At 74.0% G+C, this 23,552-nt stretch carries 23 protein-coding genes; 7 read left to right on the top strand and 16 right to left on the bottom strand.

What is annotated here, in order from left to right; genetic code table 11:
* Positions 1–80 precede the first annotated feature (80 nt).
* The 4 genes from ACZ466_RS52105 to ACZ466_RS52090 all read right to left on the bottom strand — a co-directional run bounded on the left by ACZ466_RS52105 (position 81) and on the right by ACZ466_RS52090 (position 4,206).
* Positions 81–584 (bottom strand): hypothetical protein, encoded by a 504-nt coding sequence (locus ACZ466_RS52105; protein WP_378289645.1) that lies wholly within the window; start codon positions 582–584, stop codon positions 81–83.
* 104 nt (positions 585–688) lie between these two features.
* Positions 689–1,303, bottom strand: a complete 615-nt coding sequence (locus ACZ466_RS52100) for a hypothetical protein (RefSeq protein ID WP_378289643.1) — start codon at positions 1,301–1,303, stop codon at positions 689–691.
* Positions 1,304–1,315: 12 nt separating this feature from the next.
* Positions 1,316–1,915: a hypothetical protein gene (locus ACZ466_RS52095; protein ID WP_378289641.1), complete on the bottom strand. Its 600-nt coding sequence runs from the start codon at positions 1,913–1,915 to the stop codon at positions 1,316–1,318.
* Positions 1,916–2,040: 125 nt separating this feature from the next.
* Positions 2,041–4,206, bottom strand: coding sequence for a DUF6077 domain-containing protein (locus ACZ466_RS52090; protein ID WP_464042296.1), 2,166 nt, complete (start codon positions 4,204–4,206; stop codon positions 2,041–2,043).
* A 249-nt stretch (positions 4,207–4,455) separates the two neighbouring features.
* On the opposite strand from ACZ466_RS52090, the gene ACZ466_RS52085 reads away from it, so the two are divergent.
* Positions 4,456–4,929, top strand: a complete 474-nt coding sequence (locus ACZ466_RS52085; protein ID WP_378290529.1) for a hypothetical protein — start codon at positions 4,456–4,458, stop codon at positions 4,927–4,929.
* 16 nt (positions 4,930–4,945) lie between these two features.
* Here the strand turns inward: ACZ466_RS52085 and ACZ466_RS52080 are convergent, their stop codons facing one another.
* The 4 genes from ACZ466_RS52080 to aceA all read right to left on the bottom strand — a co-directional run bounded on the left by ACZ466_RS52080 (position 4,946) and on the right by aceA (position 9,118).
* On the bottom strand, positions 4,946–5,929 hold the full coding sequence (locus tag ACZ466_RS52080) for an ABC transporter ATP-binding protein (protein WP_378290527.1): 984 nt from the start codon (positions 5,927–5,929) through the stop codon (positions 4,946–4,948).
* A gap of 45 nt (positions 5,930–5,974) precedes the next feature.
* Positions 5,975–6,760, bottom strand: coding sequence for an ABC transporter permease (locus ACZ466_RS52075; protein ID WP_378290531.1), 786 nt, complete (start codon positions 6,758–6,760; stop codon positions 5,975–5,977).
* A gap of 55 nt (positions 6,761–6,815) precedes the next feature.
* Positions 6,816–7,604: an ABC transporter permease gene (locus tag ACZ466_RS52070; RefSeq protein WP_378290525.1), complete on the bottom strand. Its 789-nt coding sequence runs from the start codon at positions 7,602–7,604 to the stop codon at positions 6,816–6,818.
* A gap of 230 nt (positions 7,605–7,834) precedes the next feature.
* A complete protein-coding gene (gene aceA, locus ACZ466_RS52065; protein ID WP_378290523.1) occupies positions 7,835–9,118 on the bottom strand; it encodes an isocitrate lyase in 1,284 nt (427 codons plus the stop codon).
* A gap of 148 nt (positions 9,119–9,266) precedes the next feature.
* On the opposite strand from aceA, the gene ACZ466_RS52060 reads away from it, so the two are divergent.
* From ACZ466_RS52060 to ACZ466_RS52035, 6 genes are all read left to right on the top strand, one after another.
* Entirely contained in the window at positions 9,267–10,703 is a 1,437-nt protein-coding gene (locus ACZ466_RS52060) for a helix-turn-helix domain-containing protein (protein WP_378290521.1), read from the top strand.
* Between the two features lie 141 nt (positions 10,704–10,844).
* Positions 10,845–11,822 (top strand): glucosyl-3-phosphoglycerate synthase, encoded by a 978-nt coding sequence (locus ACZ466_RS52055; RefSeq protein WP_378290519.1) that lies wholly within the window; start codon positions 10,845–10,847, stop codon positions 11,820–11,822.
* Positions 11,823–12,093: 271 nt separating this feature from the next.
* On the top strand, positions 12,094–13,323 hold the full coding sequence (locus ACZ466_RS52050; protein ID WP_378290517.1) for an acyl-CoA dehydrogenase family protein: 1,230 nt from the start codon (positions 12,094–12,096) through the stop codon (positions 13,321–13,323).
* A gap of 169 nt (positions 13,324–13,492) precedes the next feature.
* On the top strand, positions 13,493–14,131 hold the full coding sequence (locus ACZ466_RS52045; protein ID WP_378290515.1) for a TetR family transcriptional regulator: 639 nt from the start codon (positions 13,493–13,495) through the stop codon (positions 14,129–14,131).
* 8 nt (positions 14,132–14,139) lie between these two features.
* Positions 14,140–14,511 carry a phosphomannose isomerase type II C-terminal cupin domain gene (locus ACZ466_RS52040; protein ID WP_378290513.1) on the top strand — a complete coding sequence of 124 codons (372 nt, stop codon included), beginning with the start codon at positions 14,140–14,142 and terminating at the stop codon, positions 14,509–14,511.
* Between the two features lie 78 nt (positions 14,512–14,589).
* The gene (locus ACZ466_RS52035; protein WP_378290511.1) at positions 14,590–15,558 is read left to right on the top strand and encodes a phosphotransferase family protein; all 969 of its coding nucleotides are present in this window, start codon (positions 14,590–14,592) and stop codon (positions 15,556–15,558) included.
* Between the two features lie 16 nt (positions 15,559–15,574).
* On the opposite strand, the gene ACZ466_RS52030 is transcribed toward ACZ466_RS52035, so the two are convergent.
* From ACZ466_RS52030 to ACZ466_RS51995, 8 genes are all read right to left on the bottom strand, one after another.
* On the bottom strand, positions 15,575–16,198 hold the full coding sequence (locus ACZ466_RS52030) for a class F sortase (protein ID WP_378290509.1): 624 nt from the start codon (positions 16,196–16,198) through the stop codon (positions 15,575–15,577).
* Positions 16,185–16,706, bottom strand: coding sequence for a hypothetical protein (locus tag ACZ466_RS52025; RefSeq protein ID WP_378290507.1), 522 nt, complete (start codon positions 16,704–16,706; stop codon positions 16,185–16,187). The genes ACZ466_RS52030 and ACZ466_RS52025 overlap by 14 nt, the downstream gene beginning before the upstream one ends.
* 239 nt (positions 16,707–16,945) lie before the next feature.
* Entirely contained in the window at positions 16,946–18,001 is a 1,056-nt protein-coding gene (locus ACZ466_RS52020; RefSeq protein WP_378290505.1) for an ABC transporter ATP-binding protein, read from the bottom strand.
* Positions 17,998–19,062: an ABC transporter ATP-binding protein gene (locus tag ACZ466_RS52015; RefSeq protein WP_464042291.1), complete on the bottom strand. Its 1,065-nt coding sequence runs from the start codon at positions 19,060–19,062 to the stop codon at positions 17,998–18,000. The genes ACZ466_RS52020 and ACZ466_RS52015 overlap by 4 nt, the downstream gene beginning before the upstream one ends.
* Positions 19,063–19,094: 32 nt before the next feature.
* Positions 19,095–19,982: an ABC transporter permease gene (locus ACZ466_RS52010; RefSeq protein WP_378290501.1), complete on the bottom strand. Its 888-nt coding sequence runs from the start codon at positions 19,980–19,982 to the stop codon at positions 19,095–19,097.
* Between the two features lie 13 nt (positions 19,983–19,995).
* Positions 19,996–20,922 (bottom strand): ABC transporter permease, encoded by a 927-nt coding sequence (locus ACZ466_RS52005; protein WP_378290499.1) that lies wholly within the window; start codon positions 20,920–20,922, stop codon positions 19,996–19,998.
* Positions 20,922–22,004: a LacI family DNA-binding transcriptional regulator gene (locus ACZ466_RS52000; RefSeq protein WP_378290497.1), complete on the bottom strand. Its 1,083-nt coding sequence runs from the start codon at positions 22,002–22,004 to the stop codon at positions 20,922–20,924. The genes ACZ466_RS52005 and ACZ466_RS52000 overlap by 1 nt, the downstream gene beginning before the upstream one ends.
* Positions 22,005–22,040: 36 nt before the next feature.
* Positions 22,041–23,552: an ABC transporter substrate-binding protein gene (locus ACZ466_RS51995; RefSeq protein ID WP_378290495.1), complete on the bottom strand. Its 1,512-nt coding sequence runs from the start codon at positions 23,550–23,552 to the stop codon at positions 22,041–22,043.

The raw sequence follows: 23,552 nt of genomic DNA, 5'->3' as shown, positions 1-23,552 counted from the left end.
GTTCAGTATTCACCCCGGCGGCGCCTCGGGCCACCCCGAAGGCTCATCGGCACGGAACTCCCAGGTCGGCGGGCGGGCCTTCAGCGGGCGGGGCCGCCGGAGGCGGACGGCCCGCCGAACGCCGCGTCCAGCCAGGCGGACGCGGCGGCGGCGCTCTCCGGATGCCCCGCGTCCATGGCCAGCCGGGCGGCCGCGGCCGCGCCGGCGGTGTCGTCCCGGCGCAGCCGCAGGGTGCGGAGGTGGTCCCAGGCCACCCCGGTGAGCTCCGGATCGCCGCTGGCGGTGGCGGCCAGCGCGAGCCGCTCGGCCTCGGGCAGGTCGCCCTCGTCGGCCGCCAGCGAGGCCAGCCCGATCCGGGCCCACCCGGCCCGCACCGCCCCGCCGAACTCGACGGTCAGCTCGAACAGCGCCCTGGCCTCCCCGGGGCGCCCGGCCCGGCAGCGGTCCTGCGCGGCCCGGTGCACCAGGTCGACGGCGTCGCCCGCGCGTTCGGGCTCGCGCTCGGCGACGCGGCGCAACAGCGGCCGCACGGCCTCCGGCTCCTCCGCGCCCAGCGCCGCGACGAGTTCGGCCCACGACGACATTCCGGTTCCTCCGCCTCTAGATGATCACCGCGACCGCACAAGGTACACAGCGGCCGGGCCTTCCGGAGCGGGAACGCTGGAATCGCCCGGACGGGTGGACGGGATCAGAGGCCGAGCAGGCGGTTGACGAAGTCGCGGTAGTCGTGCAGCGCCAGGCGCAGCCGCTCGGTGTCGGGCGCCGTGCCGGGCGCGGTCTCCGGCGCGCCGTCGGGGGAGCCCTCGCCCCGCCCGCGACCGGACTCCTCCAGGGCGCGCTTGCGGTCGGCGAGGGCCTGGCCGACCGCGTTGACGATCTCGGCGGCCAGGTCGTCGGCCTCGCGCACGGCCGTGGCGGGATCGTCGACGAAGTCGCCCTGGATCCCGCGCAGGCGCAGGCGGAACGCGTCGGCCGCGGCGGCGGTCAGCAGCCGGTCGGCGCCCTGGTCGGTGGTGCGGTCGGCGGCGGGCTCGGGCGGGGGCGGGGGCGCCGCCGGGCGCGCGGCCTGGTTCCGTGCGGCCTGGTCTTCCGCGGCGGTCAGGTCCGGTTCCGCCGCGGCGCGGTCCGCTCCGGCGGCCGGCCGGTCCGGCGCCGTCACGGGCTCGCCCGGTGCCCCGGTCGGCCGGTCCGGTGCGGTGTCCTCCAGTTCGGAGGGGGGCGCGGGCCGCGCGGGAGCGGCCCCGGCGACCCGTACGTCGTCGCCCGTCGCCCTGCCTGCGGGGCCGGGGGGTGTGTTGGGCATGGTCATCTCTCGTCAGCTCCCCTGGGCCTTCTCGCCGTTGTGCCGCCCGGGAACGGCCGATCCTCCGGAACGTTCCCCTGCGGGGACGGCCAGCAGGTCCTCGAAGAGCACCCGGTAGTGCACCATGGCCTGCCGCAGGTCCTCGGTGCTGGCTCCCTGCTCGGAGGCGCGGGCGCTGATGTCGTGGCCCTGCCGGTAGTGGTCGAGGGTCCGGCCGTGCTCCACCGACAGGTGCTCGACCCGGTCGTCGAAGTCGCGGGTCGGGTATCCGCGCTCGCCCATGACGGTCGTCACCAGGCGGTCGGCCTGCTCGACGGCCGGGGCGGGGGCGTCCACGAAGCGCTCCTGGACGAGGACCCACTGATGGCGGTACTGCTCGCGCCGCTGCGGCTCCAGATCGTGCAGCTCCAGCTCCTCGTGCCGCCGCCGGCGGGACATCAGCTCGTGCTCGGCGGCGCCCCGGTTCCCGTGGCGCTCCACGGCACGGTCGTACTCGGGGCCGAACCGCCGGCGGAGCCCCCGGGTGCGGGCCCCGGCCCGCAGCGCGTACCCGGCCCCGGCCAGCAGAGCGATGATCACTACGGCGAGGACGACCATGAGGACGGTCGACATTGCTCCTCCCAGTGCTTACGGTCCAGCGCGGATGGTGCGACTGGACGATGCACCGCCGATGCCCCGACAAAAGCCTTCAAAACAGGCTCAGCGTCGGCAGCGGCCGGTTCGGCCGCGGCCGCGGATCAGGACCGTCCGGGAAAGACGCAGGTCAGACTGCCCGCGCGGGAGCGGTCGCCGTACCCCGCGGCCTCCAGCAGACGCAGCCCGTCCCGGTCCGACCGCCGCACGCAGGCGACCGTGACACCGGTCCGCCCCAGCGCGCCGCGCACCTGTCCCGCCGCCGGATCGGCGGCCCGCGGGGAGGTCACCAGCGTCGAGAGCATCAGCCGGTCGTCGATGAAGGAGCGGGGCGCGGGCACCAGCCTCAGGTAGTGGCTGTTGGGGTCGATGGCGTGGTCGGTGGTCGACAGGAGCGGCATCACGCGCATGTACTGCTTCGGCATCAGCGCCACCGCCGGCCCGTCCGCGCCGCGGGCCGCCTCCGCCCGCAGGACGGCCCGCGCGGTCGCCAGGTCCCGCGCCGAGATCTTCCAGGACGGGCGCTTCGCCACGGTCGTCCCGTTCTCCTTGGACCACAGCGGCACGCCCCCGGCCACCATCACCGCGCACAGCGCGACCGGGACGGCGGCGGCGAGCGGGCCGCGCGCCCTGGGCGAGGACAAGCGGGCGGGCAGCAGCCGCGCGGGCGGGCGGACCGCGGCCAGCAGCCCGACCAGCGCCGGCGCCGGGACCGTCCACAGCGTCCGCCACATCACCTGCGCCGCGCCGGTGGCGTCGGCGAGGAGGGCCAGCACGCCGGGCAGGAACAGCACGGTGGCCACCCCGGCGATCCCGGCCGCGATCAGGGCCGGGACCCCCGGCCGCGCCGTCAGCGAGCCGAGCCACAGGGCGCACCCGGTCACCACGCCCAGCGTCGCGCTCAGCAGGACCCACGAGTAGCTTACGGGCGCGTCGGTGAACGGGCCGATCACGTTGATGTCGTCGTGCAGCAGCACCACCGCGAGCCCCGCGCCCAGCGGGTACAGCATGGCCGCGCACGCCGCGGCGCCGGTGCGGACGCGCCCGCTCAGCACCAGCGGCCCGGCCACCGCGGCGGTGACCAGCGGCACCACCATGGTCGCCGAGGACGACAGCCCCACCGCGGCGATCCCGGCCGCCGCCGCCAGCGCCAGCGCGCCCGCCGTGCGCCGCTCCGCCCACCGGGTCAGGTAGACGTACAGCAGCGGCACCATGATCGAGACCATCATCGCCTTGCCCTGCCACATCCGCAGCAGGTGGAACGACCCCAGCGAGGCCTGCCCGACCCCCGACCACAGCAGGTACACCACGGCGACGCCGAAGCAGGCCGCCGCGCGGCGCGGCGCCCATCCGCGGACCAGCCGCCACAGCGCCCAGACGGCGACGAAGGTCACCGAGGGCAGCACCACGTACCAGAGGAAGGAGGTGGGGTGCATGCCCACCAGGCGTGCCAGCGATCCGGCGAGCACCTCGACCGAGGACACCGGCGGCTCGCCCGCGATCGGCCCGGTGGTGTGGGTGCTGAAGATGACGTCGTGCACGGGGATCCGGCCCTCGGTGGCGGTGGCCACGGAGCGGGACACGAAGTAGGCGTCGTCGCCGTCGGGGTTGACCGTGAACCAGGAGGCCACCGCGAACCCGGCGGCGGTGACGAGCGCGATCAGCGAGCCCCAGCGCTCCCCGAAGCCGCCTCCGGAGCGTTCCGCCGACGGGACGGCGCCGTCCCGGCCCGGGCCGTGCTCCGCGGGCGGCGGCCCGTCGGCGCCGGACGCGGGCGCCGCGGCGCGGGCGCGCAGCACGCCGACGGCGGTCGCGGCCACGCTGACCGCGCCGAGCGTCCACGTGCACCACCACGGCACGCCGAACTCGTGCAGCCCGGCCGACACGCCCGCGCCGATCCCGGCGACCACGGCGACGGGGGCGGCCAGGCGCGGCGCCCCGCTCCAGGTCCGCACCGCCGCGTCCCGCCACAGTTCGCGCCCCGCGACGCCGGCGGCGGTCTCCGTGCGACTCCCGGTGCGGCTCCTCGTGCGGCGCCACCGGGCGTAGGCGAGGCCCGCCGCCGCCGTCGCGGCGGCCCACACGGCGAGCATCGCCCAGGTGGGCGGGTCGAGCGGCAGGCTGAGGTGGTAGACCAGCGTCCACAGCGCGAAGGCGATCACCAGCCCGTCGGTGCCGCGGTCGAGTACCCGCGTGAGGGGCGCGTCCCGCGCGGCAGGACCCGCCGCCTCCCCCCGCCGCTGCGCCGCCTGCTCGTCAACGCGGACCATGCCGCTCCCCGATCGTGATCGCCAACCCGGATGAACCTGAACTATGGGACGTCTCAGGCGTTCCCCGAGTTTACTTGTCAAAACTGGCCAGAAATGGGTGCTGACCTGCGGCGATATCGACCTCAACATCCCGATGTGGTGTGATACAGACGGAACTACTGCGCTATACGGGACGCACATGCTGTGATGGGGGCCATACGGACGCCCGCGCGGCAGGGCGCGGGCTCGTGGAATGGGAAGTGATGCCCGGTGCGCCATGCGTTCGGATTCCTGCTCGGCGTCCTGCTGACCCCCGCGCTGGCCTACGGCGCGGCCTGGGGCTACGTCCAGGCCGGGCAGTCCTTCGACGGGGCCGGACAGGAGATCACCGACAGCACCCGGATGTACGGCGCGTTCGCCCTCCTCGCGGCGGTGGGCCTGGTCACCGGAGTGATCATCGTGGCCCGCTGGGCGTCGCCGCTGGTGTCGCTGGTGCCCGCGCTGGCGCTGCTGGGCCTGTCGGTCTACTTCCTCGTCGACCCCGGCGGGATGCTCGACCTGCCCGGGAAGGTGCCCCCGGCCGGAGACCTCGACTTCGGGCTGCGGATGCTGATGGGCTCGGGGATCTACGCGATGATGGGCTTCGCGCTGCTGATGCCGACCTGGGCGCCGCGCCGCTGGGGGGCCGACCGCGAGGACGAGGAGGAGGCCGCGGAGGCGTACTACTCCGCCGTCGGGCGCTGACCGGCCCCGCCGGGCGTCACGGCGCCACCGGGCGGCCGGGACGCTCGTACGCATGATCTCCACGGTAGAGGCGGGCGACCACTTCTTCGATATCGGCGTCCCGCAGCGCGATGTCCCGCACCTCGTACCGGTCCGCCAGCGCCGCCACGACGGCCGCCGCGTTGGCCGTGCGGGGCAGCCGCAGCCACTGCCGCGGCCCCTCGGCCGCCACCACCTCCACCTCCGGGAGCGCCACCGGCGGGCCCGGCCTGGCCAGCTCCACCACCAGCACCCGGTCGGCGTCCACGGTCTCGCGCAGCCGGTCCAGATCCCCGTCGTAGGCGAGCCGGCCGTGATCGATGATCAGGACGCGCCGGCACAGCCGCTCGATGTCGCCCAGGTCGTGCGTGGTGAGCAGGATCGTGGTGCCCCGCTCGGCGTTGAGCCGCTCCAGGAACTCGCGGACCGTCGCCTTGCTGACCACGTCCAGGCCGATCGTCGGCTCGTCCAGCACCAGCAGCTCGGGATCGTGCAGCAGCGCCGCCGCCAGGTCGCCGCGCATCCGCTGGCCCAGGCTCAGCTGGCGCACCGGGGTGTCCAGGAACGGCTCCAGCTCCAGCAGCGCGGTCAGCTCGGCCAGCCGGGTCCGGTGCGCGACCGGCTCCACCCGGTACAGGCGGCGGATCAGGGCCAGGCTGTCGCGCAGCGGCAGGTCCCACCACAGCGTGGTGCGCTGCCCGAAGACCACGCCGATCCGCCGGGCCAGCGCGGTGCGCTGCCGGGACGGGTCCAGCCCGCACACCCGCACCCGGCCCGAGGACGGGGTGAGGATCCCGGTCAGCATCTTGATCGTGGTCGACTTCCCCGCGCCGTTGGGCCCCAGGTAGCCGACGAACTCCCCGCGCCCGACGGTGAACGACACCTCGCGCACGGCCCGCACCGCCGTCCGGGAGCGGCGGATCCGGCGCCCCTCGCGCCTGCGCACGGTGAATGCCTTGGAGACGCCCTCGACCTCGATCATCCCGCCCTCTACCTCTCCGTCGCCCCATCGGCTCCGCCGGCTCCGTCAGCTCCCCGTCGAGCGGTAGCGGCGCAGCCCGGCCCGCCAGGCCAGCGCCGCCGCCGCGCACACCGCCACGGCCACCGCCGGCGAGGCGAACCGCAGCCACCCCGGCAGCCCCGCGGGGTCGGGCCGGTCCAGCACGTACAGCGCCGGCTGCCAGTTCACGAACGCCAGCGGCACGACGAACGTCAGCCCGCGCACCAGGTCGCGGGCGAACACGCTCATCGGGTACTGGGTGAGGAACGAGCCGCCGTTGGTGATCGACTTGGTGGCCGCGTGCCCGTCGATCATCACGAACTGCACCGAGGCCGTCAGCACCCACAGCCCGCCGAAGATGGCGGCGCCCGCCAGCACCATCACCGGGACCATCGCGATCCGCCCGGCGTCCCAGGGCGCCTCCAGCCGCGGCAGCACCAGCGCCAGCACGGCCACCGCGGGGATCAGCTTGCCCAGCCGCCGCGGCGAGAAGTCCTCGGTGGCGATCTGGATCAGCGGGCTCACCGGCCGCACCAGCATCGGGTCCAGCGAACCCGTGCGGATGTGCCGGCCCAGCCGGTCGGTGGTGCCGAGCAGCACGTCGCCCAGCGCGAAGGCCAGCGCCGAGGTGCCGTACAGGAAGATCACCTCGACCGCCGAGAAGCCGGCGATCGTCGGGGTCCGGGAGAACATCAGCACGATCGCGGCCAGGTCCAGGGCGCCGACCGCGGCCGTGGCCAGGCTGAGCAGCAGCATCGACACCGGGTACCGCGCGGCGGCCCGGACCCAGGTCCAGGCGAGCAGGCCGTACATGCGGACCGTCCGGTCGTAGACCTCGGCCGGCAGGCCCGGGCGGCGCGCCGTCCCCTCAGCCACCGTGGATCACCAGCCTCCGCCGTACCGCCAGCGTCAGCGCGCGGCCGGCCGCCAGCAGCGCGACCGCCCACGCCGCCTGGAACGCCAGCGCCTCCACCAGGCCCGTCCCGGTGTGCTTGCCGAGGAAGACGTCGGCGGGGACCTGGATCAGCGCGGCCCACGGCGTCGCCTGCGCGAACCCGCCCAGCCATCCGGGAAAGGCCACCAGCGGCAGGATCAGGCCGGAGAAGAACATCGCCAGGATCAGCGAGACCGACTGCAGCCCCCGGTCGTCGTGCAGCCAGAACATGGCCAGCGCGACCAGGTAGCGGAGGCCGAAGCCCACCAGCACCGCCAGCAGGAGCGCCAGCGAGAACGCCGCCAGCCCCCACGGCCCCGGAAAGCGCAGCTCGAAGACGACCGCCCCGGCCGCCAGCGGAGGTCCGCCCCGCAGCAGCAGGGCCGCGACCGCGCGCGCCAGGTCGTCGGCCAGCCACCAGCCCTGCAGGTCGACGGGACGGTGCAGGTCGATCGCCACGTCCCCGCTGCGGATCCGCTCGGTCAGCTCGAGCCCGCCGAACAGCTGCACGGGGCCGATGAGGGCCTGGGTGAGGAAGCAGAAGGTGACCGCGTCCGCCACCTCGTAGCCGCCCAGGGACGGGCGCTCGTTCCACAGGGCGATGAGGATGTAGGCGCGGATGAACCCGAACACGGTGTTGGTGACCGCCTCCGCGACGGCGCCCAGCGGGTAGGCGGTGTGCCGCCTGAACGCGTACCACGCGACCCACGGAAAGACGCCCACTCGCCGTGAGCATACGGCCCGGAGGTCCGCCACGCGACTCGCGCCGGGGCCGGTCCGTGGTGACCGGGACGTCAGAAGGCCCCTCCTCCGGGTGTAGGGACGGAGGAGGGGCCTTCCTCGTGCCGACCGGGGCTGGGTCGGCTTTCCTCAGTGAGCTTCAGGACCGGCCCTCAGGACCGGGCCGTCAGGACTGAGGAAGCGGTGAGGGGACCGCGGCCGATGACGGCGGCCTAGTGGAACTGGGCCTCCTCGGTGGAGCCCTTGAGGGCGGTGGTCGAGGAGTCCGGCGCGATCGCCGTGCTGACCTGGTCGAAGTAGCCGGTGCCGGCCTCGCGCTGGTGCTTGACCGCCGAGAAGCCGCGGTCGACCGCCGCGAACTCGCGCTCCTGCAGGTCGACGTAGGCCGTCATGCCCTCGCGGGCGTAGCCGTGCGCCAGGTCGAACATGCCGTAGTTGAGCGCGTGGAAGCCGGCCAGCGTGATGAACTGGAACTTGAAGCCCATGTGGCCGAGCTCGCGCTGGAACTTGGCGATGGTCGAGTCGTCCAGGTGCTTCTTCCAGTTGAACGACGGCGAGCAGTTGTAGGCCAGCATCTGGTCGGGGTACTCGGCCTTGACCGCCTCGGCGAACTTGCGCGCGACCTCCAGGTCGGGCGTGCCGGTCTCCATCCAGATGAGGTCGGAGTGCGGCGCGTAGGCCTTGGCGCGGGCGATGCAGGGCTCGATGCCGTTGCGGACCCGGTAGAAGCCCTCGCCGGTGCGCTCGCCGGTGAGGAACTCGCGGTCGCGCTCGTCCACGTCCGTGGTGATCAGGGTCGCGGCCTCGGCGTCGGTCCGCGCGATGATCAGGGACGGGACGCCGGCGATGTCGGCGGCCAGCCGGGCGGTGTTGAGGGTCTTGACGTGCTGCGAGGTCGGGATGAGGACCTTCCCGCCCAGGTGCCCGCACTTCTTCTCGGAGGCCAGCTGGTCCTCCCAGTGCACCCCCGCCGCACCGGCGGCGATCATGCCCTTCATCAGCTCGAAGGCGTTGAGCACGCCGCCGAACCCGGCCTCGGCGTCGGCGACGATGGGCGCCAGGAAGTGGGTGTCGCCCGAGCCCTCCGACCACTGGACCTGGTCGGCGCGCAGCAGCGCGTTGTTGATCCGGCGGACCACGGCCGGGACCGAGTTGGCCGGGTAGATGCTCTGGTCGGGGTAGGTCTGGCCGGCCAGGTTGGCGTCGGCGGCGACCTGCCAGCCCGACAGGTAGATGGCCTTGAGGCCGGCCTTGACCTGCTGGACGGCCTGCATGCCGGTCAGCGCGCCGAGGGAGTGGACGTAGTCCTCCTCGTGCAGCAGCTTCCACAGGCGCTCGGCGCCGAGCCGCGCCAGGGTGTGCTCCTCCTGGACCGAGCCGCGCAGGCGGATGACGTCCTCGGCGGTGTAGGTCCGCTCGATGCCCTTCCAGCGCTCGTCGGTCTCCCACTGCTTCTGCAGCTCGTCGGCTGCGCCCTTGAGGCGACTGTCGCTCATGATGTGCCCTTCTGTGTCGTCCCCTGGGTGCTTGCCTCGACTATGCCCCGGCCGCAACCCCCGGATGAACTCGCAAGTAACAGAAGAACTGCGAAATTTCCGGTAATCTGAAGCTGTGACGACCTTGCGGCCAGAAGAACCCCTCAACTTGACGAGCGACGTAGACCTCGTCACCTTCGGGCAGCGGCTGCGGCATCTGCGGCGCGCCCGCGGCATGACGCTGTCGGATCTCGGCGAGCGCGTCGGCCGGGCCCCCTCCCAGCTCTCCCTGCTGGAGAACGGCCGGCGCGAGCCCAAGCTGTCGCTGCTGCAGGCCCTGGCCACCGCGCTGGAGGTCCCGGTCGAGGAGCTGCTGCGCCGGCAGCCGCCCAGCCGCCGCGCGCAACTGGAGATCGCGCTGGAGGAGGCGCAGCGCGACCCGCTGTACCGCTCCCTCGGGGTGTCCCACCTCAAGGTCAGCAAGCGGCTGCCCAACGAGGTGATCGAGCACATCCTCGCCCTGTACGGCGAGCTGCGGCGCAGCCGCACCAAGCCCACCGCCAGCCCCGAGGAGGCGCGCAAGGCCAACGCCGAGCTGCGCCGCCAGATGCACGAGCGCGGCAACTACTTCCCCGAGATCGAGCGGGTCGCCACCCAGACCCTGGACGCGATCGGCTACCGGGGCGGGGCGGTGTCGCAGGGCATGCTGATGACCCTGGTCAACCACTTCGGGTTCGGGCTGCAGTACGTCCAGGACCTGCCGCGCTCGGTCCGCTCGATCACCGACCTGCGCAACCGCCGCATCTACCTGGAGCGCGAGCAGCTGGGCATGCACACGCCCCGCACCATCCTGCTCCAGACGCTCGGGCACATCGCCCTGGACCACGACGTGCCCAAGGATTTCGCCGACTTCCTGCGCCAGCGGGTGGAGGCCAACTACTTCGGCGCGGCGATGATGATGCCGGAGCGGGCCGTCGTCCCCTACCTGCAGGAGGCCAAGGAGGCGCGCGAGCTGTCGGTGGAGGACCTGGCCGACGTGTTCTCGGTGTCGTACGAGATGGCCGCCCACCGCTTCACCAACGTGGCGACCCACCACCTGGACCTGCAGCTGCACTTCACCAAGAACGACGAGAACGGCACCATCTACAAGGCCTACGCCAACGACGGCCTGATCTTCCCGCAGGACGAGGACGGCGCCATCGAGGGCCAGCGGATGTGCCGCCAGTGGGCCGGCCGGCACGTCTTCCAGACCGCCGACCGCTTCTCGGTCTACTACCAGTACACCGACACCCCGACCGGGACGTACTGGTGCCTGTCGCACATCGACCCCAGCCACGAGCGCGACTTCGCGATCACCCTGGGGGTGCGGTTCGAGGACTCCCGCTGGTTCCGCGGCCGGGAGACCACCAACCGGGTGCGGTCGGCCTGCCCGGACGGCGACTGCTGCCAGCGGCCGCCGGTGGAGCTGGCCGAACGCTGGGAGGGCATGGCCTGGCCGTCGGCGCGCGCCCACTCCCACGTGCTCTCGGTGCTGCCCCCCGGGGCCTTCCCGGGGGTGGACGAGGCGGATGTTTACACCTTCTTGGACCGGCATGCCGCCGAATGACCGATGTGTTGTCCCGACGTTAAGTTCTCGGGTCGGCTCGAACGGGCCCGTTCCAACGGTGAATCATCTGCGGTGACATGGCGTTTCCTGTTCTAAGGACGTCTTTGTCCCCCCGGACGATCCCGACGGAAGGGAGATCGCGTGCTGCCTGAGGTCGCGTCGTGGTGGCGCCGCCGTACCAGCGATACGGCGGACTGGCCCCTCGACACCCTGCTCGCGGCGAAGGGCGCCACCAGGATCAGCGTGGTGCTGCCCGCCCGCGACGAGGAGGAGACGGTGGGCGCCATCGTCGCCGCCATCCGAGCCGAACTGATCGATCAGGCCCCCCTGGTCGACGAGATCGTGGTGATCGACTCCCGGTCCACCGACCGCACGGCGGAGGTGGCCGCGGCCGCCGGCGCCGAGGTGGTCGCGCAGGACTCCGTGCTGCCGGAGACGGGCCGGATGTCGGGGAAGGGGGAGGCGCTGTGGAAGTCCCTCGCGGCCACCCGGGGCGATCTGATCGTTTTCGTGGACGCCGATCTGCGCGGCTTCTCCACCGCCTACGTCACCGGCCTGCTCGGCCCGCTGCTCACCGATCCGTCGGTGGGCTACGTCAAGGGCTGCTACGACCGCCCGCTGGTCAACGGCGAGCTCAAGGTCGAGGGCGGCGGCGGGCGCGTCACCGAGCTGGTCGCCCGGCCGCTGATCAACCTGCACTGGCCGCTGCTGGCGGGCGTCATGCAGCCCCTGGGCGGGGAGTACGCCGGCCGCCGCGCCCTGCTGGAACGGCTGCCCTTCGTCACCGGGTACGGCGTGGAGCTGGGCCTGCTCCTCGACGTGTTCCAGGACGCGGGGCTGGACGCCATCGCCCAGGTCGACCTCGGCCGCCGGGTCCACTCCCACCAGTCCAACGAGGCTCTCGGCGCGATGTCGTCGCAGATCCTGCTGACCGCCTGGTCGCGCCTGCAGCGGCACGGCCGGATGCTCCCGCTGGAGGCACCCTCCACGGCGCTGACCCAGTTCCGCCGCGGCCCGGGCGGCCATGACGCGCACGTCCGCGACGTGAGCGTGGGCGAGCGCCCGCCCATGGCCGAGGTCCCCGGTTACGTCTCGGCGCGCCGCCCGCTGCTCTCCTGACCCGCCCCGGCCGACGGCGTCCGGGGCGCCCTCGCTTGATGCCGGCAGCAGCGTCGCTGCCGCATCGGGTGCGGTCCGCCGCCGGCGCCCGCGGGGCCACCGGCGGCCCGCCGTCCGCGATCACTCCTCGGGTGAGTGTTCTCCGGCGATCTTTGTGCGGATCCGCGTATATCCGCTCGCTCTCTGTGACTCTTCCCATGCTGTCCCCCTTGTCGGCGGGCCTCGGTGCTACCGTTGGTAACAGCAAATATTGGAGAGAGGGTCAATAACGATGACGAGCACCGAGCCGAAGCCGTTCTCGATCGACCTCGGCGAGGACGTGCGCGAGGTCCGGCAGTGGGTCCACGAGTTCGCGCGCGATGTGATCCGTCCCGCCGCCGAGGAGTGGGACGAGCGCGAGGAGACCCCCTGGCCGCTGATCCAGGAGGCCTCCAAGGTCGGCCTCTACTCGCTGGACTTCTTCGCCACCCAGTGGCTGGAGCCCACCGGCCTCGGCATCCCGGTCGCCTTCGAGGAGCTGTTCTGGGGCGACGCCGGGATCGCGCTGTCGATCGTGGGCACCGGCCTGGCCGCCGCCTCCGTCGCCGCCGTCGGCACCCCCGAGCAGACCGCCGAGTGGGTCCCGCAGATGTTCGGCACCCCCGACGACGTCAGGCTGGGCGCGTTCTGCGCCTCCGAGCCGGACGCGGGCAGCGACGTGGGCGCCATCCGCACCCGCGCCGTCTACGACGAGGCGAAGGACGAGTGGGTGATCGACGGCACCAAGACCTGGGCCACCAACGGCGGCATCGCCGACGTGCACGTGGTGGTCGCCTCGGTGCACCCCGAGCTGGGCAGCCGCGGCCAGGCCAGCTTCATCGTGCCGCCCGGCACCCCCGGGCTGAGGCAGGGGCAGAAGTTCAAGAAGCACGGCATCCGCGCCTCGCACACCGCCGAGGTGATCCTGGACGGCGTCCGCGTCCCCGCCGGGCTGATCGTCGGCGGCAAGGAGAAGTTCGACGAGCGGATCGCCCGGGTGCGCGAGGGCAAGAGCGCCAAGGGCCAGGCCGCCATGAAGACCTTCGAGACCACCCGGCCCTCGGTGGGCGCCATGGCGCTGGGCGTGGCCCGCGCCGCCTACGACTACGCGCTGCAGTACGCCCGGGAGCGCGAGCAGTTCGGCCGCAAGATCGGCGACTTCCAGGCCGTCGCGTTCAAGCTGGCCGACATGAAGTGCCAGGTCGACGCCGCCCGGCTGATGGTGTGGCGGGCCGCGTGGATGGCCCGCACCGGCAAGGAGTTCGAGAACGCCGAGGGCTCCATGGCCAAGCTCATGGCCAGCGAGGCGGCCGTCCGGGTCACCGAGGAGGCCATCCAGATCCTCGGCGGCAACGGCTACACCCGCGAGTACCCGGTCGAGCGGATGCACCGGGACTCCAAGATCTTCACCATCTTCGAGGGGACCAGCGAAATTCAGCGGCTGGTCATCGGCCGTACCATCACCGGACTTCCGGTCCGATGACCGTTCGGTCATGTCCGAGCCCATACCCGGCGACCGCCTTGTCTGGGGACGCGGTTGGCCACATCTTTACCCGGCCCTCCTCGCCCGGCCGTCCGCCGCGGCGGAGAGCGATCATGAACGTTGCCCGGCCGCCGGTCCCCGGCCCCGGTAGTAGCGTACGGTTCTGACCATGGCGACCACGGGCACGGCGAGGGCGGGATCGCGGCGCGATCCCGACCGGCGGCGTGCCCTGCTCGAGGCGGCCGACCGGGTCATCCAGCGGGAGGGCCCGGAGGCGTCGATGGCGGCCATCGCGGCGGAGGCGGGGATCAGCAAGCCGATCCTCTACCGCCACTTCGGCGACAAGAGCGGGCTCTACCAGGCGCTGGCCGGGCGGCACACGCGGCGGCTGGTGGAGGGCATCCGGGCGGAGTTCTCCCGCTCCGGCTCGGTGCGCGCCCGCACCCGCTCCACCATCGACACCTACCTGGCCACCGTCTCGGCGAACCTGAACCTCTACCGCTTCCTGATGCACCGTGCCAGCGCGGAGGACGCCGCCACGCACAGCGTGATGAGCACCATGATCCGCGAGGTGAGCCGGGAGTTGGCCGAGGTGATGATCGCCGAGGGGGACGGGATCGACCCGACCCGCGCCTATGTGTGGGGGCACGCCGTCGTCGGTATGGTGCAGACCGCCGGCGACTGGTGGCTCGACCACGCCGGGGAGGTGCCCCGCGCGATGGTCGTCGACAGCCTCGCCGACCTGATCCTGGCGGGACTGCCCGGGGGGCTGCCCCGGCGTCCCGCCGAGACGTGCCACGAACGATGATCTCCGAGGTGACTGTGCAGACCGACCTGAGGCCCGAACCCTCCGTCGTGACCGAGCGGCGGCCGTGGGGGAGCTTCGAGCGCTTCACCCTGAACGAGCCGTCCACGGTGAAGCTGATCCACGTGGAGCCGGGCCAGCGGCTGAGCCTGCAGCGCCACCGCGACCGCGACGAGCTGTGGGTGGCGCTCGACCCGGGCGCGGTGTTCGAGGTGGCCGGGCGCCGGATCGAGCCGGAGGTCGGCGAGCGGGTGCTGATCCGGGCCGGCGACACCCACCGGCTGAGCTCCTCGGGCCCCGCCGTGCGCGTCATGGAGATCGCCTTCGGCCACTTCGACGAGGACGACATCGAGCGGCTCGAGGACTCCTACGGGCGCGCCTGACCCGCCCGCCGCCCCGCGTGCCAGGATGGGGAAAGCGATCACTTATCCGGGTGGTCGCCCCGACGGCTGGGAGTGCGGATGGATCTGGAGGGGCTGGCCGGCCCGCTGGCCGGTGTGCTCGCCGAACGGTACGGCCCGGGAGTCGGCGTCCACGGCCTGAGCAGGGCCGAGGGCGGCGCCTCCCGGATCACCTGCGCGTTCGAGGCGGTCACCGCGGCCGGGGAGACCCGTCCGCTGATCCTGCGGCTGGGCACCGAGGGCGCCCTGGCCGGGGCGCCGCTGACGCGCGAGGCCGAGCTGATGCGGGCGGCGGCCGCCGCGGGCGTGCCCAGCCCCGAGGTGATCGCGGCGGGTGGTGACGACGGCCCGCTCGGCGCCGAGTTCGTGGTGATGGAGCGGATCGAGGGCGAGAGCATCCCGCGCCGCATCCTGCGCGATCCGGGGCTGGCCGCCGTCCGCGGCCGGCTGGCCGCCCAGTGCGGCGAGATCCTCGCGGCCGTGCACCGCATCCCGGTGGACGCCGTCGACGGCCTCGACCGCGCCGACCAGCTCCGCACCTGGCTGGACGTCCTGGACGAGATCGGCGAGCCGCACCCGGCGCTGGAGCTCGCCCTGCGCTGGCTGGACCGCAACCGCCCGCCCGCCAGGCCGCCAGCCGTCGTGCACGGCGACTTCCGCAACGGCAACTTCATCGTCGGCCCCGACGGCATCCGCGCGGTGCTGGACTGGGAGCTGGTCCACGTGGGCGACCCGATCGAGGACCTCGGCTGGCTGTGCGCGAAGGCCTGGCGGTTCGGATCCGCGCAGCCCGTCGGCGGGTTCGGCCCCTACGAGCAGCTCATCGAGGCCTACGAGAAGGCCGGCGGCGGCGCGGTGGACCGCGACGAGCTGCACTGGTGGGAGATGTTCGGCGTGGCGCGCTGGGGCATCATCTGCGCCATGCAGGCGCGGCGCCACCTGTCGGGCGGGGAGCGGTCGGTGGAGCTCGCCGTCCTGGGACGGCGCGTCGCCGAGAACGAGTGGGACGTGCTGCAGATGCTGCCCTAGCGGACCCCGGTCGGCGCTAGCGTCCGTCAGCCCCGGTGAGGTGCGCGTACACGATGAGGTTGTCGCTGTAGGAGCGGTCGGCCCTGTCGTACTTCCCGCCGCACGTGATGAGGCGCAGCCCGGCGTAGCGCACCTTCCCGTACACACGCGCGCGCGGGAACTCCCATTTGGGCACGCGTTCCATCGCGTCCACGCGGAACACCGCGACACTGCGGTCGTGCCGGGTCACCTTGATGCGCGCTCCCGGGCGGATCTCGTGCAGTTTGTGGAAGACGGCGGGGCCGCCCAGGTCGTCGTAGTGGCCGAGGACGACGGACGGCCCGCGGCTGCCGGGGGGAGGGCCGTGCTCGTACCAGCCCGTGCGCTCGGGCCGGTTCAGCGGCGGGACGCCGACCGTGCCGTCCCGGTTGAGCCCGACCCGCATCACCGGCGCGTCCACGCCGATGCCGGGGATCTCGATCCGGGACGGGGGAGAGGCGGGGAGCGCGTCGCCGTCGGGGATGTGCCAGAGCGCGCGCGGCCCGCCGAAGTCGCGGTAGTGCACGCCCGGCTCGCGGTCGCGCGCGCCGTGGCCCACCGCGAGGGCGCCCGCGACGGCCAGCAGCGCCGCGACGGCGTACCCGCCGTTACGGCCTCCCATGGGCAGCCCGGGAGCGCATCAGCGCCATCGCGCCGACTCCGCCGGCGCACGCCAGCAGCGCCAGGCCCGTCAGCGTCCACCCCAGGCGGTCCGGCTGCGCTCCGCCGCCGCCCGTCTTGGCCCAGCCGCGCGGCTCGCGCGGCTCGAAGGGTTTCCGGCGGACCGGCGCGGTCACGCTGACCAGGCCCTCCTGGGTGAAGCCGGAGCCGAAGCAGGTGGTCTTGATCCGATAGCCGCCCGCGCGGTCGCGGACGATGCGGGCCCGCACGCTGAACCAGCCGTCGCTCACCTTGCCCGTGCCTCGGGCGGCGCCGCTGACGGTCACCCTGCGGTCGTCGATCTGGCAGGCGCCGGACACGGTGACCGAACGTCCCGCGCGGACGGTCGCGGGCGCGATGTCGAGGTCGTCGGAGCGCGCGGCCGGGGCGAGAGCGACCCCCGGGGCGAACGCGGCCACGGTCAGCGTGGCGGCGGTGACGGTCCGTGCGCGTACGGTGGCGACCCTCATCGGTGCTCTCACCCTCCGTGTCCCCTGTCTCCTGCGGTGGCGCGGGCCCGCCGGGGGCTCGCGGGCGCGGGACGGCCCAAAGCGGTGAACGGCGCCGCCCGGCACCGTTCACCGCCGTGGGTGATTCCCGAGCCTGCCCTCGCTCAAGGCGTCGCCGCGGCTATCTTTGCCGACTCTTGGCGAGTCTCGCGGGCCCGGCGCGGCGGAGGGGCGGGACACGTCCTGTTCTGAGCGGATTGTCAGGCGGGCGTCGGCGCGGGAGGGGCGGTGCCGCCCGCCGCGTCCGCGAAGTGGCAGGCGACCGGGCGGCCCAGGCCGCCGTGCACCGCCAGCTCGGGCGCCTTCTCGGCGCACACGTCCGCGGCCATGTAGCAGCGGGTGCGGAAACGGCACCCGCTCGGCGGCGAGGCGGGCGAGGGCACGTCGCCGGCGAGCACGATCTCGCCGTCCGCCGCGCCGTCCCCGCCGGTGCCCGGCCGGTCGTGCACCGACGGCGCCGCCGACAGCAGCGCCCGCGTGTACGGGTGCTGCGGATCCGCGAAGACCTCGGCGGCATCGCCCTGCTCGACGATCGTGCCCAGGTACATGACCGCGACCTCGTGCGCGACGTGCCGCACCACGTCCAGGTCGTGCGAGATGAACAGGTAGGCGACGCCCAGATCGGCCTGGAGCTCGGCGAGCAGGTTGAGGATCTGGGCCCGCACCGACACGTCCAGCGCCGACACCGCCTCGTCGCACACGATCAGCTTCGGCCGCGGCGCCAGCGCGCGGGCGATGGCGACCCGCTGGCACTGGCCGCCGGACAGCTCGTGCAGGTGCCGCGCGCCGTGCTCGGCGCGCAGCCCGACCAGGTCGAGCAGCCGGGCGACCTCGGCGCCGTACCGGTCGCGCGGGACGATCCCGGGGTGGACGCGCCACCCCTCGGAGATGACCGCCGCGACCGTCATCCGCGGATTGAGGGAGGTGTAGGGGTCCTGGAAGACCATCTGGAGGTCGCGGCTCAGCCGCCGGCGGCGCCGCGGCGGGGTGGCGGCCAGGTCGTGCCCGGCGAACTCGATCGACCCGGCGAACGCGGGGCGCAGCCCGACGATCGCCCGGGCCAGCGTCGACTTGCCGCACCCCGACTCGCCCACGATCCCCAGGGTCCGCCCGGCCCGCACGGTGAGGTCGATCCCGGCGACCGCGCGGACGCGCTCGCGCCCGAACCCGCGGCCGCCGCGCCGCTCGTACCCGGCCTCCAGGCCGCGGACCCGCAGGACGACCCCGGGGCCGGCGGTCTCGGTCGTGGTGCTCATCGTGCCTCCGGAGCCTCGGCCAGGACGGCGGTGGAGTTGTGGCAGGCCACGGCCCGGCCCGCGGCGGCGTCCCCGCCGTCGAGGGGGAGCAGCGGCGGGTCGTCGGTCAGGCACGCGGCGGTGGCGAACGGGCAGCGCGGATGGAACGCGCACCCGCCCGGCAGCCGCCGCGGGTCCGGGGGCTGCCCGGGGATCGGCCGCAGCCGTCCCGCCGCCGTGCCGGGATCGGGGACGGCGCGCAGCAGCCCGAGCGTGTACGGGTGCGCGGGCCGCGTGTAGACCGGGTCGAGGGGGCCCTGCTCGACGATGCGGCCGGCGTACATCACCGCGACCTCCTGGGCGACCCGCGCGACGACGCCGAGATCGTGCGAGACCAGCAGCGTCGCCAGTTCGGCCTCGCGCTGCCGGCGGGCGAGCAGCCGCAGGATCTGCGCCTGGACGGTGACGTCCAGCGCCGTGGTCGGCTCGTCGGCCAGCAGCACCTCCGGTCCGAGCGCCAGCGCCATCGCGATCACCGCGCGCTGCCGCATGCCGCCGGAGAACTCGTGCGGGTGGGCGTCGAAGCGGGACGCGGCGTCGGCGATGCCGACCTCGGTCATCAGCGCGACGGCCTTGGCGCGGGCGGTGCGCCGGTCGTCCCCGAGCCGGCGCCGGAACGGCTCGGCGACCTGCCGCCCGACGCTGAAGCCGGGGTTGAGGGCGGCCATCGGGTCCTGGAAGACCATCGCGACCCGGCGGCCCCGGACCTCCCGCCACCGCCGGGCGGAGAAGCAGGCGGTGTCCTCGCCGCCGAGGACGACGCCGCCCGCGGTGGCGGCGGCGCCGGGCGGGAGCAGGCCGATCAGGGCGAGCGAGGTCAGGCTCTTGCCGCTGCCGGACTCGCCGACCAGCGCCAGCACCCGGCCCCGGCGCAGGGTCAGGCTGACGCCGCGGACGACGGGCACGGCGCGCCCGCCGGCGCCGAACCCGATGTGCAGGTCGCGCAGCTCGGCGGCGATCTCCCCGCCGGAGCCGGCGGGGACGGGGGCGGGGCGGGCGGTCGGGGTGGGAGGGGTGGTCATGGATGCCTCTCTCAGATCGCGGATCTCAGAGCTCAGATCTGCGTGCGCGGGTCGGCGATGTCGCGGAACGCGTCCCCGACGACGCCGACGCCGGTGACCACGGCGGCCAGCGCCAGCGCGGGCACCGTGGAGATCCACCAGGCGGAGCCGAGGTGGTCGCGGCCGGCCGAGACGGTCGCGCCCCACGAGGCGGCGTCGGCGGGGATGCCCAGGCCGAGGAAGCTCAGCGACGCCTCGGCGACCATGGTCAGGCCGATCTGCACGGTCGCGGCGACCAGCAGCGGCTGCCAGCAGGACGGCAGCACGTGCCGGAACAGGATGCGCGCGTGGCCCGCGCCGAGCACGCGGGCCGAGTCGACGAACTCCAGGTCCCGGGTGGCCAGCGCGGACGCCCGCACCACCCGGGCGAAGATGACCCAGCGGGTCACCGCCAGGGTGATGACGATGTTGGTGATGCTCGGGCCCAGCACCCCGGCGATCAGGATGGCCAGCAGGATCGAGGGGAAGGCCAGCTGGACGTCCCCGACCCGCGACAGCAGGGTGTCGAGCGGTCCGCCGAAGTAGCCCGAGACGAGCCCGGCCAGCAGCCCCACGGCGCCGCCGATCAGCACGGTCGCCAGCGCCACCGCGAGCGAGACCCGGCTCCCGGCGAGCAGGTTGGCGAGCATGTCCCGGCCCACCTGGTCGGTGCCGAGCCACGCGGTGCCGCCGGCGGTGGCCGAGCCGGGCGGCAGCAGCCGGTGCGCCAGGTCGGTGGCCACCGGGTCGTAGGGCCGCAGCCACGGCCCGGCGACGGCCGCCGCGACGAACAGCGCCAGCACCGCCAGCCCGGCCCAGGCCCGCGCGGGCAGCCGGTGGCGGAGCGCGGCGAGGGACCGCGTCCGGGACGGGCCGGGGGCGGTGGTCGCGACGGTGCTCATGCTGTGTCCTCGCTCATGCGGCGTCGGGGGTCAGGCGCGGGTCGAGCGCCACGTACAGGACGTCGACCAGCAGGTTCAACACGATGTAGGACAGTGTGACCGTCACGATCGCCGCCTCCACGACCGCGTAGTCCCGGTTGGTGATGGCGTCCACCATCAGCGAGCCGAGACCGGGCCAGGAGAAGACCACCTCGACGATCACCGCGTTGGCGATGAAGTTGCCCATCAGCAGGCCGAGCACGGTGACGACGGGGACGGCGATGTTGCGGGCCACGTGCACGTACATCACGGCGCCCTCGCCGGTGCCCTTGGCGCGGGCGGTACGGACGTAGTCCTTGGCCACCTCCTCCAGGGCGCCGTTGCGCACCAGCCGGGCCAGCCAGCCGACGAACGGCAGCGCCAGCGTCACCGCGGGCAGCACCACCGCCTCCGGCCCGCCGCCGGCGGTGCCCGGCAGCCAGTGCAGCTCCCGCGCGAACACCAGGATCAACACGATCCCGAGCCAGAACGACGGCAGCGCCTGCCCGACCAGCGAGCCGGTGGAGACCAGCAGGTCCAGCACCTTCCCGGGACGCCGGGCGCACGCCATGCCGAGCGGGAACCCGGCGCCGAGCGTGATGAGCAGGGCCAGCGCGGCCAGCGCCAGCGTGGCCGGGAACCGGTCCAGCACGGCGGACATGGCGCCGCCGCCCAGCCTCCAGGAGTCGCCGAAGTCCCCGCGCAGCACCTCGCCCATGTGGGTCAGGTACTGCTGCCACAGCGGCCGGTCCAGCCCGAAGTCCGCCCGCACCGAGGCGAGCTGGTCGGCGCTGGCGTCCGGCCCGAGGATGAGCGTCGCGGGATCGCCGGGCACGACCCGCACGACCACGAACACCAGGCTGATCGCGCCCAGGGCCACCACGGCGGCCTGGCCCGCGCGCCTGAGCAGGAACCGTCCCATCAGGGAACCTCCGTCCCGGTGGACCCCGTGGAACCAGTGGACGCCCGGACGACCACTTCGGCGGGCAGCAGCGTCGTCCGCGGCGCCCCCGTCGCGGCCTCGCCCCCCTCGCCGCCCATGCGCTCCAGCAGCCGGTCGACGGCGGTGGCGCCGACCTCGGCGGCGGGCAGCCGGACGGTGGTCAGCGGCGGGTTCAGGTACGCGGCGAACGGGTGGTCGCCGTGCCCGGCCACCGCCACGTCCCCGGGGACGGCCAGCCCGTGCTCGGTGAACGCGCGGTACACGCCCAGCGCGAAGTAGTCGTTGCCGGCGAGCACGGCGCTCCCGGGCCCGACCCGGGCGGCCAGTTCGCGCCCGATCGCGTAGGAGTCGACCGGGTCCCACGGCTGCGAGCTGGACTCGCGGCGCCGCGTGGGCACCCGGATGATGTGGTCGTCGCCGACGGTGACGCCGCGCTCGTCCAGCACGGTGCGGAACCCGCGGACGCGCTCGGCGACGGGGGAGATGTCCAGGTCCTCCTCGACCAGGTACAGGTCGCGGGCGCCGCCGTCCAGCAGCAGCCCGGTGGCGCGGCGGGCGCTGTCGTAGTAGTCGACGCCGACCAGGTCGGCGTCCAGTCCGGGCAGGTCGCGGTTGAGCAGCACGACGGGCGTGCCGGACCTGCGCAGCCGGTCCCAGTGGTCGGCGCCGTGCTGGACGGGCACGGCCAGGACCCCGTCCACGCCCCACCGCATCAGCTCCTCGGCGACGCGGCGCTCGTTGTCGACGCTGTCCTCGGTGACCATGAGCATCAGCGAGTAGCCGTGCACCCGGCCGCGCTCCTCGATCGCGCTGATCAGGCGGGCGTAGAACGGGTTGGACGGGTTGGTGATCACCAGCCCGATCGCCATCGCGTTCCGCAGCACCAGCGACCGGGCCATCGTGTTGGGCACGTAGCCGAGCCGCTCGGCCTCCCGCCGGACCCGCTCGCGGGTCTCCTCGCTGACCGCGTCCTTGCCCGCCAGCGCGCGCGAGACGGTGTTGACCGACAGGTCGAGCGCGGCGGCGATGTCGCGCAGGGTGGCCCTGCGTCGCGGGGTCATGGGGTCCTCCCGGGGGTGTCGTCTCGGTGCACGGGGTCACCCTCTCCTGACCGCGGACAGGTCCGGCTGGTTGTTCGCCGCGGGAGTGAAACCGGTGAGGTCCGAGCGCAGCCCGTAGGCGGTGGTGAGCGCGGCGGGGAAGATCCCCACCGCGTCGGACCAGATGATCCGGCAGGCGCGCCCGTACAGCTCCGCGCGCCGCCCGCCGTCGGCCTCCCTCCCGGCCGCGGCGAGGATTCCGTCGAGCTCGGGGTTCCTGTAGCCCATCCGGTTCGCCTTGGAGGTGTAGAGGCGGCCGAGGGTGAACGCGGCGTCCCCGGTGGTGACGGTGTTGGTCTGCAGCTCCATGTCCCAGTCCAGGACGTTGAGGCGCTGCAGCCACTGGGCCTTCTCGATGCTCTGCGGCCGTACGGTCACCCCGATCTCCGCCCAGGAGGAGATCATCGTCTGGGCGAGCTCGCGGGCCAGCGGCCCGGTCGCGTCGAACCACATCATCGAGGTGGTGAACCCCTCGCCGAGCCCGGCGTCGCGGAGCGCCCGCCGCGCCGCGCCGGGGTCGTGGGCGTACGGCGGCTGCTCGGCGTACCCGAACACGGTCGGGGGGATCGGCGCCCGCATCCGCTCCGCGCCCGCGCCGAACAGCCGGCCGACGATCTCCTCCAGGTCCAGGGCCTGGCACATCGCCCGCCGCACCCGCGGGTCGGTGAACGGCCGCCGCCCGCAGTGGAACCACGTCAGGTAGTACGTCCAGCTCGGCACGGTGCGGACCGACACCCCGCCCGCCCGCACCTCGGGGAGCTGGTCGGACGGCACCGGCCACAGCAGGTCGACCTCGCCGTTGCGCAGCGCCGTGATGGCGCTGGAGGTCTCGGCGATGTAGGGCATCGACACCCCCGGCAGCGCCGCCGGCCCGTTCCAGTACCCGTCGAACCGCGCCAGCTCGACGCTGGTCGAGGGGGTGAAGCCGGTGACGCGGAACGGGCCGGAGCCGATCGGGCGGCGCTTCTGCGCGGGGTCGGCCACCAGCCGCTCCGGGACGATGAACAGCAGCGTCAGGTTGACCGGCAGCGTCGCCATCGGCCCGTCGGTCTCGAACACCACCGTGTGGTCGCCGTCCGCCCGCGCCGACGTCACCGCGGCCCACAGCGAGCTCTGCGCCGACTTCACCGACTGCGTCCGCTTCAGGCACGCCACCACGTCCCGGGCGGTCAGCGGCGTGCCGTCGTGGAAGCGCACCCCGCCGCGCAGCTCGAACACCCAGGTGGTGTCGCCCTCGCGCCGCCACCGCGCGGCCAGCCCCGGGACGAGGCGCTCCCCGTCCCGGCGGACCAGCGTGTCGAACACCAGCCGCTTGACGATCAGCGACGCCTCGTCCACGGCGGTGCCGGCGTTGTAGGGGTCCAGGTCGGTGACCGGCTGCCCGAACGCGGCGCGCAGCGACCCGTCCGGCGCGGACCCGCCGCCGCCCGCCGCGCCGCAGCCGCCGGCCAGCACGCTGGAGGCGGCCAGCCCGGCGAGGGCGAGGAACTCGCGCCTGCGCATCACCAT

This window comes from Actinomadura rugatobispora, assembly GCF_055379765.1.
The sequence above is the reverse complement of the archived record's forward strand: the minus strand, read 5'-3'. Positions and strand labels throughout refer to the sequence as shown.